The sequence below is a fragment of the Ditibartonella apihabitans genome, from assembly GCF_002007485.1.
GTDB classification, from domain to species: Bacteria; Pseudomonadota; Alphaproteobacteria; order Rhizobiales; family Rhizobiaceae; genus Bartonella; species Bartonella apihabitans.
In genome coordinates, this window is sequence record NZ_CP015820.1 from 571,721 (window position 1) to 584,544 (window position 12,824).

The following is a 12,824-nucleotide window of genomic DNA, read 5'->3' on the forward strand; positions in this document are numbered from 1 at the left end:
ATATTTCTGTCTATCACGATACATTACAACACGTAATATAACAATGTGTTACAATTCGGGCAATTGCATAAAGTTCCCAAAATTTTTTTTATTTTTCGGTTTTTCCCGATATTTCCGGCAGTTTTTGGGGAACTGCCTTTCACTTTATCTAGGACAATTGCCTTTTTTCTATCACTTTTAGGCCTCGTTGGTTACTAATTTGTAAAATTTCGTGAGCAAGACAAAATTTTTGACCACCACCTTCGCGCAAGCTTCGTTTTCTATTTTTGTGGCAAGAGTAAAAAGCCACGACAATTGTGATCACATTGTCACGCTTTTTTTGCGTTAAGGAGATCAACGTGCAGCAAAGTGCCGTAAACGCGATTGGTAAAAGCAGTAAATTTTCCGGTAGTGATATCGGTTTCGCTGCCGGTATTGTCATTATTCTGACCGTTTTGTTCTTACCTGTTCCTTCATTCGTGCTGGATATGGGGCTGTCATTTTCGATAGCTTTTTCGGTTTTGATTTTGATGGTGGCGTTATGGATTCAACGCCCTCTCGATTTTTCGGCCTTTCCGACTGTGTTGCTGATTGCAACTATGCTGCGTTTGTCTCTCAATATTGCAACAACACGTGTTATTCTTACCCACGGTGATGAGGGGTACACGGCTGCCGGCCACGTTATTCACGGTTTTTCACAATTTGTGATGGGCGGCGACTTTGTTATCGGTCTCGTTGTTTTCGCAATTCTGATTATTGTAAATTTTCTGGTTATCACCAAAGGTGCAACACGTATTGCTGAAGTTGGCGCACGTTTCACTTTGGATGCTATTCCAGGTAAACAGATGGCAATTGACGCCGATCTTTCTTCCGGTTTGATAGATGAGAAGCAGGCTCAGGTTCGCCGTCGCGAGCTGGAGGAAGAAAGTTCCTTCTTCGGTTCTATGGATGGTGCTTCCAAATTCGTTCGTGGTGATGCCGTTGCCGGTCTTATCATTACGGCAGTCAATATTTTTGGTGGCATTGTCATTGGCGTTACCCGTCATGGCATGGATATTTCACAGGCTGCCGATGTTTTTACCAAGCTTTCGGTTGGTGATGGTCTGGTAACCCAGATTCCTGCTCTTATCGTTTCTCTTGCTGCCGGTTTGCTGGTTTCCAAGGGAGGAACACGCGGGTCAACAGAAAAAGCGGTTTTTGGCCAGTTGGGTGGTTATCCGAAGGCCTTGTTTGTGGCTTCGGTCCTGCTTGCTGTTTTGGGCTTGATGCCGGGTTTACCTGCTTTTCCATTTTTGACCATTGCAGCACTGCTCGCCGGCATCGGCTTTTCGATACCGCGGCGCCTACAACGTCAGGCTGAAGAAGAACAAGCTTTGAAGGCTCAAGCCGATGCAATTGCTGAAAAAGAGGAAAGCCAGTCTGTCAAAGCTTCTCTTGAAAAACCGGCAATTGAACTTACTTTGGGTAAACAATTGGCAACCCGTCTTTTGCCTCACCAGACAGAGCTTGCCAACCGCGTGGCCAAAATGCGTCGGAAATTTGCAACCGATTTCGGTTTTGTTATTCCTGAAATCGAAGTGACCGACGACTATAAAACACCGCCGAAATCCTATCAGATCAAATTACACGGGACAGTTGTTGCTTCCTATGAAATGCGCATTGGCGATGTGTTGGTTATGCTTGGCGAAAAACCGGCACCGAATCTTCCCGGTGAGGAAGTCCGTGAACCGGCTTTCGGAATGCGTGCTTTTGCAACGTCTGAAACTTTCCGTTCCGAACTTGCACGCGAAGGATATATGGCTGTTGATAATCTTTCGGTCTTGCTCACCCATTTAAGTGAAGTATTACGGAATAATCTTGCACAATTATTATCTTATAAAGATATGCGCATTCTTCTTGAACGTCTGGGACCGGAATACCGCAAACTCCTTGAAGAAATTTGTCCTGCACATCTTTCTTATTCCGGTTTACAATCGGTTTTGAAATTATTGTTGGCTGAACGTGTTTCGATTTGTAACCTTGACCAGATACTTGAAGCGATTGCCGAAATTGCTCCTCATGTCCGTCGTGCCGAACTGATTGTTGAACATGTCCGGATGCGTATGTCGCAACAGATTTGTGGCGATCTGTCAGATAATGGTGTATTGAATGTTTTACGTCTCGGCAGTCATTGGGATCTGGTTTTCCATCAGGCCTTGAAACGGGATTCAAAAGGCGAAATTGTCGAATTCGATATCGACCCGAGGGAACTTGAAAAATTTGGTACAGAGGCTACAAATGCTATTCGCAAACATATGGAGAAGGGCGAAAGATTTGTTCTTATCACTTCGCCGGAAGCCCGTCCTTATGTTCGCATGATTATTGAACGGTTGTTTGCGACCCTGCCAGTTCTTTCGCACGCGGAAATTGCCCGCGGTGTCGAAGTCAAGACTTTGGGGACGATCTCCGATTAAAAGGAATAGGACATGTCCTTTGCACTTTTGCCCATTGATCAGCTGGTGCCCATTGATCAGCTGGTGATTGTCGCCATGTTGATCTTTGCGCGTGTGGGGGCATGTCTGATGTTGATGCCGGGCATATCGAGTGCCCGTATTCCGATGAATTTCAGATTGTTTTTAGCCATCGCCTTTTCCTTGATCATGGTACCGCTTTCAGGTTCCAATTTTACAAACATTGCGCAAAATCCGACTTTGGCAACTTTGCTGAGCGGCATAATCAGTGAATCGCTCATAGGCGCTACATTCGGCGTTATTGCCCAAGCCTATATGTGGGCTTTGCAATTTATGGCCAATATTATTGGCATGTCGATCGGCTATTCCGGACAACCGGGTACGAGTGTGATTGAATCCATGCCCGAAACACAGGTTGCCAATATGATCACAATCGGTGCGTTGATGTTGTTTTTCGCGGCCGATCTTCATATGGTTGTCATTCGCGGGTTAATGACATCCTATCAAATTATCCCGCCTTCGTTAACGCCGGAACCGCAATCGGCTTTAATCGATTTTCAGGATGCATTATCGCAAACATTTCTGACAACATTGCGTATTGCTTCGCCGTTCATTATCTATTCCATATTGGTCAATATCGCTGTCGGGCTGATCAATAAACTGACGCCGACAATTCCAGTTTATTTTATTTCCATGCCATTTGTTATGTTCGGTGGTCTTTTGCTTATTTATTATCTATTGCCGGAAATATTAACATTTTTCGGGGCAGAATATGCTTCATGGTTGAACAGGGGGCCCTGATGCCGACATCAAGCCAACGATATGCAAGATTATTAAAAGCACAAAAACTGGTGAAGGCACGTGATGAAGCCGAACTCGAGGGGACACAGAACCAACGTTCGGCGTTATCCGATGAAGACAAATTTCTGTTTTCTCTCATGGAAAATGGCTCTGCTTCCAGTTTGTTCGATCCGATGATGGTTGCCAAACGCCTTGATAAAAATGCACGAAAAGAAGCTATTCTTGATAATCTCATTGCCCAACAAAGAAAAACACTGTTGCAGTCGTCGCGCCGGTGCGACGTAATCGACGAGAAACGTAAAGCTGCCGAAGAAGCAGAAGAGCGCAAAGAAATGGCCAAAATGCTTGAAGAATATGTTGCGGCAAAAATCGTCAAAGACACCAGTTTGGGATAAGCTTTGTTCAATATAGTAAATCATGAGGAAAAACGGTCCTGATCATTTTTAAGGAAGGGACGGGTTTCCCGGCAATTGAGGTGCCTGATTTATCGGGCATATGCTATAAGAGGACAAATAATGGCCATTCAACCACCTTCAGACTTGGTACTTGATGTGTCAAGAGCGGCTGATCCTCTCGAATATAGAGCTTCGGTCGAAAAGTTGCGTAACGCGCAAAGTGCGGTGCGTGCTGCAAATCAGCAAATAGCGGACGGCGGTTTTTCCGAGTTGGCAAGAACGAATGATAACACAAGTCCGGTTTCCCAATCCGGCCAATCTGTCAATCAGGTAAAGATAAAAGAAAAATCGGCAAATGCCGATCATACCGAGGCATACAAAAAGTTTGAAGCTTTTATGTTGCAATCCTTTATCCAGAATATGTTTACGACAGATACACCGTCGGTTTTTGGTAAGGGACAAGCCGGGGAATATTGGAAATCCATGATGGCTGAATCAATGGCCAAGGAAGTGGCTGACCGCGGTGGAATTGGCGTTGCGAAAATGCTCGCTCGCGATGAAGAGATCAAGCAAGGTAAAGTTCCGGAAGTTGGCAATCAGGAAATGGGAGCTGCTTTTGGTCAACTTGCCCGCTCCGACCAAAATACACAAGCCACAGTCGATAATATTGTTCACAACCACGATATTAACTTCGTGCGTAAACAAATGACTAAAAATACTTAAACGTTTTATAACAATTTATGATAACATGCTCGATCAAAGGAGTTTCACATGTCTTTAGCTGAGCAATCGGGTGAACAGAATCCGGCCGTGGTTCCGGCAAAAGTGCACATTGATGATCCCGCCGCGCGGGATGTCGCTTTGGCGAGGTTTGCAGCCGTTGTCAACTCTCTTGAAGAGGTTGTCGATTATGAAACAGATGCACTCGAAAAGCATCAAAATCCGGACTATAACGACATTAATGCCCGTAAAGCTCGCGGTTTGCGTGATTTGAACCAGTCCATGGCAGATGTTGCCCGTTATTTCGATAATGTGGTGGAAAGTAAAGTAGAGACATTGCTGGGTGGTTTGAAAAAGAAACTCGAGCGGAACAGTGAATTATTGAAAATTCACCTCGAAGCTGTGACTGAACTTTCGCAAATGATGCAGGAAGCGGCGCGCGAACAGGAAACAGACGGGACTTACGATCCTTTCACAGTCAATAGCGGGCAGTACAAATGATAAAAACCGTTGCCATTGGCTTATGGGTTTGCATTATCGCTTTGGGTTCATTGATGCTGGCTATCAAGATAGGGTCACAACCTAAAGCCGTGGCAGCAACAGAAGATACAGCTCCTACCATCGACTATGACCGCACAGACGTTATGAGTGTCCCTATACTGGCCGATGGCAAAGTGAACGGATATATTATCGCGCAACTTGTTTATACAGTTGATTCAAAAGTCAAAAATAAGTTGACTGTTCCTTTGGGGCTATTTGTGAATGACGAAGTCTTCAATGCTTTTTTCGGTTCCTATTCGGATACAAAACAAATAGAACGTATAAAATTCGAGGATGTGAAACAAAAAATTATTGACGGCGTCAATCAACGCTTTCCGGAACCTGTTATTAAAGATCTCATGGTCGAACAGTTCAATTATATACCTGCCGATCAGGTTAGAGATATGAATAAAGTAAAATAAAAAAATAATTGTATCGTAAAGTTTATGTTTTTGTAAAAACCAATTTTAAAAACGTATATATTATATTCAATAAACTTGGTTAAAAGAATTTTTAATTCATAAAAATATTGGTTAATATAGAAATTAATATTGAAGAGTAATAATATAAAGAGATATTTTATTGATATAAAAATTCATATGGACATACCCGATTTTAGCAGTATTTTTCCGATATATCCTAGTTTTTGTGATGCCAATTATTTTTTCACTCCGTTCGAAATGAATGAGTGGAGAGGGCGTTAACATTTCAAAAAAATGAAATATCAGGGCATTAATAGTAATGCCATTAGTCTGATTAACTAGCAAAGAAAACTGAAATCCGATTGCAATGCATCGGTATTCAATCTCATCAATATTCTTTTGGCACTTTGATTGGTTTCTCACCAATGCGACAACCAATCTCTGATCTCTTTTACGTTCTTTTCTCTTGTTAATATTTTTTATTCTGTTAGCCGGCTGACAAAAGCAATCGCAAAGAAGGTACTCGGTTTATCATAGAAGTTTGTAGACAGCATCAATATTCGACAATGAATGACATTAAAAATGGAATGGGAATCCGAAAAATCTGGAACGAAAAAGCAAGCCCGCAATTGGCAATTGCGGACGGCGGAAATGTGAACGTGATGTTATTTGCTATGTTAGCATAAGTCATTTTTGATAGAGGGAGACTAAAAGGGCATGAACGGCGCCTTTTAGTCACGTAAAAAAATTAGACTTATTTGTTTGCAGATTTTCTCAGCCGTGCATTGTTCAAAGCATCGATCAACTGTCTTGTATCGGCTTCATCATCCTGCGGGTTTTCGAAGACAACATTGTCAAGCTCTATGCCGAAGCCTTCGGGCGACATAATAATGTGGAAATATGCTGTTACACCATCATTTGAAAATTCCATGTCCAGCGTAATCGTCGGCGGAGTATTCCAATCAAGTTGATAATTGCCACCATTGGCAAAGCGCACTGTATGTGGATAGAAATGAAGTTCTGTTGCAGCGTCGATGATGTCGCTGATATTGGCAAAATGTTCGTCATGGATAAAAACGATAAAATCGGCCGGATCGACCAGTTTCAGTTCGGGAATAATTCGCGCGACTTGTTTTGCGATCATCATTTCGCGCATTTCGTGTACGTCATCTTGATTCATTTTATTTCACAACAACTATAAAAGATAAGGGCTGCATTAGTTTGTTTAATGTATTTTCTGACTGTTAATATAGCGGATCAATTCCGCTACGGCTTGATAAAACTCTTGCGGTATAACCTGATTGACTTCAACCTGTTTATAAAGGGCGCGGGCAAGCGGTATGTTTTCAATAACGGGTATGTCGTGTTCGACAGCAATCTCCCTGATGCGCAAAGCCAGAATATCCTGTCCCTTGGCGATGACCACAGGAGCAAAATCGACCGGTGGCTTATAGCGTAGCGCAACGGAAAAATGGGTCGGGTTGGCAACGATAACTGTGGCTTTTGGAACATTCGCCATCATTTGTCGACGAATGCGATCGCGTGCGAGTGAACGCATACGCGCTTTGACCATCGGGTTACCTTCGATTTCTTTTTGTTCATCTTTCAGTTCCTGTTTTGTCATACGCAATTGACGCCGCCAGTTAAACCGCGACCACGCAAAGTCAAACGCGGCAATTGCAACAACAGCTACAGAAAAAGAGATTAAAAGTCGGGCAACTTCCGAACGTATATATTCCGGCAAAGCCGAGGCAACGGTTCCTAAAGCGTCCGTAAAGACCGTATTGCCTTTGAAAAAAGACAAATAGACTATGAGGCTCACACCTATCAGCTTTGCCAACGATTTTAAAAATTCGACAAAACCGGATTTGCCGAAAATACGACTGAATCCGGCAGCCGGAGAAATACGGGAAAATTGTGGTCGAATTCGTTCGCCGACAATGCGCGGTGTATTCTGCACCATCGAAGCTGCAATGCCGATAACGGGAATGATCACAAGTATCGGGACGAGAGCAAGTCCGACATGGCCTCCCACCAAAAGCAGCAAATGTTTAACGTCTTCGGCACCATTGAGACGCCAGCTTTCGGGGCGCTCGATCCATTGTACGAGGAAATTCGAAAGCTTGGACATTGCAGGAAAAGCGATAAAAATGGCAATCATGCTATAGCCGACAAGGCCGGCAAAAGTAGGCAATTCCCGTGAAAAAGGAAGATTACCTTTTTCTTCGGCCTTGCTTATTTTGTGCTCGGTCGGTTCTTCGGTCTGACTTTCCTTGTCGGGTTTGTCCTCAGCCATTTATTATCATTCTTTCGGCTTTTCCTCCCCCTTGGCTTCATCAGCCGGAGGAGTGGCATTATTTTCCGATTTTGCATCACCACCAGCCTGATCTGCCGACTCATCGGCTGCCAGGCTGATTTTGCCTTCCCCTGCAAGTTTAATTGCCTGTTGCGCAATCGTGCGACGGGCATTTGTAATGTCGGCTTGTGTTATCATGTCGTTCGGTGATTTCAGTTCGGCTTCCACCATGCGGCGGCTACGCTGTGATAACGAGCTGAGAATAGTCTCGACCGTTGCACTATCAGCGTTCCGTAAAGCAGTGATGATAACATCCGACGGAATGTCATCGAAAAGCAACAAACGTGCACGCGACGAAAGACGAGGAATATCTTCGAAGACAAAAAGTTTCGATTTGATTTTTTCGAGATCTTCCGGATCAAGGCCATCAAGACTTGCCAACATCTCGTCGATTTCGCTCTTGTCGAGCTGATTGAGAATGTTCGCCACCTCGCCATAATGTGACTGTTCGGCAGCTTCGTTTTTCTTCATCAGAACGGGTCGTAAAGCTTTATCGAGAAGTTCGTCGACAACCGGTAGAACGGCACGTAAATGTAGCGTGCGGTAAATAATATCTCCGCGTTCGGCCATGGTCTGGAGAAGCAGCAATTTTGCAGAAAGATCGGAAGGAAGTTTCGAAACAATATAGGCGATGACTTGCGGATGTTCCTGCGAGATGTGGTCCTGCAATTCTTCTGCAGACATTTTGCCCATGATCTCCCACAGGCTTTCCTCGGGAATAGCGGGCGTTGCATTCGGATCAAGCACAGCCGCAGCTTCGTCTTCGGGAAGTGTTTCCTGAACGAGATTGTCAAAACGCTCGCCGGCTTGCGAAAAAGATACACCTTCGGCAAAGGCATCTTCGAACTGGTGCACCAGAACATCGAAATCGGCAAGACTGATATTGGGAAGCGTATGGGCTTGTCCACTCAAACGGCGAAGATCATCAGGCGAAAAATGCTTGAGTATTTTTGCCGCTGCAGGTTTACCCATAGCGACGAGAAGGGCAGCAACTTTCTGTTGTCCGGTCAGGCCGTCGATAATCGAGGACGAAGTTTTCCTTGCTGCCACCGTTGGGGCGGCAGGTCCCTCTTTTGCTGATGGATTTTCCTGTTCCGATGACGCCATAACTGTCTTTCAAATATATTTAAAAAGTTATTTGCCGATGATTTCCGTCAAGCTTACCCCGAAACGGGATGAATCATCTTCCATGACGATGACTTCACCGCGCGCGATGACCCGTCCATTGACGACAATGTCGACCGGGTCGCCGATTTGTTTGTCAAGTGTGATAACCGCTCCACGTCCGAGATCCATCAATGTTGCAACCGGCATTGTGGTACCGCCCAGAACAACCTGAACCTCGACAGGAATACTCATGATAAGATCGGCATTACTTGCGGAACTTGCAGATTCGCTTGGCTGTGCCTGGGTATTGTGTTTGGCGGCGTTTGCGCCAAAGGCGGCGCCTCCACCAAAACCGGCTCCTGCCGGCTTTTGTGGATTGGCTCCGAATTGACCTGTATTGCCCGGATTGGCACCACCAAATGGTGCTGCGCCGCCTGCCGGAGCGTTCGGTTTGAAACCGCCTGGCATTGCAGTGCCAGCTGTTCCCGGACGTGGTGGCATAGTCGGCTTGGCTCCCATCGGAGGCGGGGTCGTTGTCGGTTTCGTATCGTCTGCCATTATTTCACCGTTTCATTACGGCCCAAGGCCGTTTGCGATTAAAATTGTACTCTGTTGCCAAGATCCGATTTATGAACTCTGCGTTGGACAAAAACCGGCAGACCGTTATTCTGCATTGTTTGCTGATTAACCGAATGGGTTGTCGGGGCAGAATTTGTTGTGGGTCCATGCGACTGGGCAGTCAATATACCACGAAGACGGTTAAAATCTCCTTGCAACTGATTGCGGATTGTTTCCATATGGGCAACCGAGCGATCAACTTCGCGGCGGATCCGTGATGACTCGGTGATGCGTGCATCAAGTTTCTTGTTCTCGTCCCGAAAATCCTGATGTTCTTCTCTGAGCGCCCTGACAGCGCGATCAAGGCTTGATGTTGCAGCATGAACCTGTTCGGCCAATTGACGCCCGAGACGAATGGTACTGGCCAATTTGCGTGATGTAATGACAAATACACCGACAGATGTCATCGCAAGGACGGCACCTATAATATTAATTATGAACCAGTTCATCATACATTTCCTCTTCTTCATCAATCGGGTCGGTAACCCGTACAGAAAAATTCGATCCCACTTTGCCCAAAGAGCATTTGTAAAGCGGTTTGTCGCCGCTGCGCAATCTTACCTGCTTAACGGCATTTGCCGGTAATGGCAGGACTTGTCCTACTTCGATATGCATCAAATCATTCAAGGTCATCGAGCCTTCAATGATATAAGCTTCAATCGCTACATGAGCCCGGCTGACTTCCTGACGCAAACGCTTGGCCCATAACGGATCGGTTCGCGTCGAAGGTGCCCGCAAAACTCTGGTAACGGCCTCCTGGATCGGCCGGTGACAACTTCTCGGCATAAGCAGAGTAAGGGTTGTTTCGACCTCTCCGGATTTGAACGAAAGGACACAGGAAAACATCCTTAATTGCTGGAACTCTTCCATGTCGAATTGTTGCGCATCCGTCGTTTCTTTATAGTTAAAAAGCGTCCCGTCACCCTTCCCGAAAACATCATCCATTGCCAGAGATAAAACTTTGGCCAATGTCTCACCTGTCCGCGTTTCAACGGCACTGAACGGCCGACCATTGCGGTTGAGAATCGCCGGTTCGGGTGCTCCGAAAAAGGCGTCTGTTACAACGCTTACAAGATTTGCATCCAGAACAAACAATACGTCACCACCCCACTGGTCTGCTTCGAACCTGACAACCAGCGTATCCCCCGAGATAATTTGGGGTAATGCGTCGGCTTTCAAAGTGTCGAGCGATTTAACTTCTATGGTGAATGTAGCAGACGTATATTGCGCCAACCTTGCGCTTAAATTTGTTGCAGCATCGCCAAATACATGTTGAAACGACATAAGGTCGTCGCTCGACAGCCCGGCAGCACGCAAAATATGCTCGGCCAAAACATCTTTTTTCTTTTCTTCCACTGTTTCGCCGGCAGCGTTGCTTGCGGCAGAAGCGGCGGGTTTTTGGTCACTTGTTGTGGCATTTTTAGTCGTGTTGTCAGGGGTTGCTTCCGACATCTTTATGCAGCCTCTTTACTTGAAGGTTGGCCGGAAATAGCTTCCTGCTCGACCACGTCAATTGTCGGACGGTCTTTTGCAGAAATCGTTTTGCGTCCATATTCAAGGGCAATTTGTGGCATTGCACCATTCATGTAAGCCAGAAGTGTCTGTTTTATCACGGTATAAATACGGGTTTTCTTGCCACGAACAAGTTTGATTTTCGACGCAATCGGAGCAAACACGGCATAAGCAAAGAAAATACCGCCAAAAGTACCGACCAAAGCTGCACCGATATAATGCCCCAAAACCTCAGGTGATTCATTCAGATGGCCCATCGCCTTAACAACACCGAGAACGGCCGCAACAATACCAAGAGCAGGCAAAGCATCGGCTACTGTTTGTAAGGCCGAAGCGGATTTGAGCGCATCCTGTGAAATGGTATGGATTTCCTCATCCATCAAAGCCTCGATTTCGAAAGGACGGGCATTTCCGACAAGTATAAGACGGCAGTAATCACAAATAAAATTGGTGATTGAGTCATCTTTCAATATTGTCGGATATTGTTGAAAAATGGCAGATTCTTTCGGATTATCGAAATGGCCTTCAACTTCCGAACGTGATTTTGAACGCATTTCGCGCATCAAGGCATAGAGAAGGCCGAGTAATGAAAGATAGTCCTTTTGTTTGGGAACAGCTTCTTTCATTGCCTCCAAGGTGGCTTTCATCGTGTCTTTTATAACAGAAAAAGGGTTGGCAATAATAAATGTGCCGAATGCAGCACCTAGAATGATCACAAATTCCCAAGGCTGCATAAGAACAGATACATGCCCCCCCATTGCCATAAAGCTTCCGAGGATACAGCCAAGTGCAATCGCTAATCCGAGAATAACACCCAACGCAAACGCTCCTATGTCTTAAGTCAACTAATCTATAGAATGATGGCCTTGCGTGAAACTTGCCAGATCAAAATCTATAATTCAGTCATGACATTATCGCAAGTTTCTTGCCAGAACGCTAAAAAACAGACATTCTTGATATTATATTATATTTATAATGACTGTTATGCTATTATCCATAATAAATATGATGACGACAACAAAACAGTCATGAGCTGTTGTAACGGTGAATTCAGTTTCGGGCAAGTTTCATCCGCTACATAACAATTACTGAGGAAAGGTAATCCTATGATTGGCACTTATGTCAGCTATAGAAGTACAATTGATAATATGTCAAAGACGCTTGACAGGGTTATGAGTGAACCCAATGTCAAGCGCGAAACAGACTATTACACTCAGAACATAAAAAGCGTAAAAACAGTTGACGATTTTCTTGGTGATACGCGCCTTTTCAATTATGCGATGAAGGCTTATGGCCTTGAGGATATGACCTATGCAAAAGGCATGATGCGCAAGGTTTTAACCGACGCGAATTATGCCACAGCTCTTACAGACAAGCGCTACCAACAATTTGCCGCTGCTTTCAACTTCAACAAATATGGAGTTAAGGCCACTTCTCAGGACAGTGCAACAAAAGCTGCAGTCAATAAATACATGCAGCAGACACTGGAAACAGAAGTGGGTGACCAGAATGAAGGTACGCGTCTTGCACTTTATTTTACGCGTACTGTTGGTGGCATGGCTAAAAATGGCAGCTTGTCAAAAGATGAGTGGGCTTACCAGATCATTGCGGATAAAGCACTTTCAGAGGTTGTCTATACGGCTCTTGGTATTCCCGACAGCGTGCGCGGTTCCGATGTCGACGCGCAAAAACGACTTCTCGAACAGAAAATGAGCTTTGATGATCTGGCTGACGCGACAAAATTGGAAAAATTCATTGGTCGGTTTTCGGCGATGTATGACGCCAAAAACCAACCGCAGGTAAGTCCTGCATTAACTCTTCTGCAGAGCACAAATACGGGGAGCACATTCGGTTTTTCGAATGCCTCGATGATTGCAATGCAGTCGCTTAAACCGGGCGGCAATTGATCATAGCGCTTTTTGCG

At 45.1% G+C, this 12,824-nt stretch carries 13 protein-coding genes and 1 pseudogene; 7 read left to right on the forward strand and 7 right to left on the reverse strand.

All coding sequences use genetic code 11. From position 1 onward, the window contains the following. Positions 1-338 precede the first annotated feature (338 nt). The 6 genes and pseudogenes from flhA to BBC0178_RS02570 all read left to right on the forward strand — a co-directional run bounded on the left by flhA (position 339) and on the right by BBC0178_RS02570 (position 5,307). Complete coding sequence (gene flhA, locus BBC0178_RS02545) at positions 339-2,432, forward strand: flagellar biosynthesis protein FlhA (RefSeq protein ID WP_077970477.1); 2,094 nt, start codon at positions 339-341, stop codon at positions 2,430-2,432. 27 nt (positions 2,433-2,459) lie between these two features. Next, entirely contained in the window at positions 2,460-3,230 is a 771-nt protein-coding gene (gene fliR / locus BBC0178_RS02550) for a flagellar biosynthesis protein FliR (RefSeq protein WP_188317779.1), read from the forward strand. Further along, on the forward strand, positions 3,230-3,625 hold the full coding sequence (locus BBC0178_RS02555) for a hypothetical protein (RefSeq protein WP_149867406.1): 396 nt from the start codon (positions 3,230-3,232) through the stop codon (positions 3,623-3,625). Before fliR ends, BBC0178_RS02555 begins: the two co-directional genes overlap by 1 nt. A gap of 120 nt (positions 3,626-3,745) precedes the next feature. Further along, a pseudogene (locus BBC0178_RS02560) lies at positions 3,746-4,169 on the forward strand (rod-binding protein); the annotation flags it as partial. Positions 4,170-4,396: 227 nt separating this feature from the next. After that, positions 4,397-4,846, forward strand: coding sequence for a flagellar protein FlgN (locus BBC0178_RS02565; RefSeq protein ID WP_077970485.1), 450 nt, complete (start codon positions 4,397-4,399; stop codon positions 4,844-4,846). After that, positions 4,843-5,307, forward strand: coding sequence for a hypothetical protein (locus BBC0178_RS02570; protein ID WP_077970487.1), 465 nt, complete (start codon positions 4,843-4,845; stop codon positions 5,305-5,307). The genes BBC0178_RS02565 and BBC0178_RS02570 overlap by 4 nt, the downstream gene beginning before the upstream one ends. Positions 5,308-6,061: 754 nt before the next feature. Here BBC0178_RS02570 and BBC0178_RS02580 read toward each other — a convergent pair. The 7 genes from BBC0178_RS02580 to motA form a co-directional block, all read right to left on the reverse strand. Next, a complete protein-coding gene (locus tag BBC0178_RS02580; RefSeq protein WP_077970491.1) occupies positions 6,062-6,487 on the reverse strand; it encodes a hypothetical protein in 426 nt (141 codons plus the stop codon). 45 nt (positions 6,488-6,532) lie between these two features. Continuing rightward, positions 6,533-7,603, reverse strand: a complete 1,071-nt coding sequence (gene flhB, locus BBC0178_RS02585; RefSeq protein WP_077970493.1) for a flagellar biosynthesis protein FlhB — start codon at positions 7,601-7,603, stop codon at positions 6,533-6,535. A 6-nt stretch (positions 7,604-7,609) separates the two neighbouring features. Next, the gene (locus BBC0178_RS02590) at positions 7,610-8,770 is read right to left on the reverse strand and encodes a flagellar motor switch protein FliG (protein ID WP_078039111.1); all 1,161 of its coding nucleotides are present in this window, start codon (positions 8,768-8,770) and stop codon (positions 7,610-7,612) included. Between the two features lie 27 nt (positions 8,771-8,797). Further along, a complete protein-coding gene (gene fliN / locus BBC0178_RS12300; RefSeq protein WP_370541273.1) occupies positions 8,798-9,238 on the reverse strand; it encodes a flagellar motor switch protein FliN in 441 nt (146 codons plus the stop codon). A 128-nt stretch (positions 9,239-9,366) separates the two neighbouring features. Next, positions 9,367-9,840, reverse strand: a complete 474-nt coding sequence (locus BBC0178_RS02600; protein WP_225867953.1) for a BAB2_0123 family type IV secretion system effector — start codon at positions 9,838-9,840, stop codon at positions 9,367-9,369. Further along, positions 9,818-10,840, reverse strand: coding sequence for a FliM/FliN family flagellar motor switch protein (locus BBC0178_RS02605; protein WP_078039112.1), 1,023 nt, complete (start codon positions 10,838-10,840; stop codon positions 9,818-9,820). The genes BBC0178_RS02600 and BBC0178_RS02605 overlap by 23 nt, the downstream gene beginning before the upstream one ends. A 2-nt stretch (positions 10,841-10,842) precedes the next feature. Then, entirely contained in the window at positions 10,843-11,718 is an 876-nt protein-coding gene (gene motA / locus BBC0178_RS02610; RefSeq protein WP_077970501.1) for a flagellar motor stator protein MotA, read from the reverse strand. A 288-nt stretch (positions 11,719-12,006) separates the two neighbouring features. Here motA and BBC0178_RS02615 point away from each other — a divergent pair, with 288 nt between their 5' ends. Continuing rightward, on the forward strand, positions 12,007-12,807 hold the full coding sequence (locus BBC0178_RS02615; protein ID WP_078039113.1) for a DUF1217 domain-containing protein: 801 nt from the start codon (positions 12,007-12,009) through the stop codon (positions 12,805-12,807). Positions 12,808-12,824: the final 17 nt, after the last annotated feature.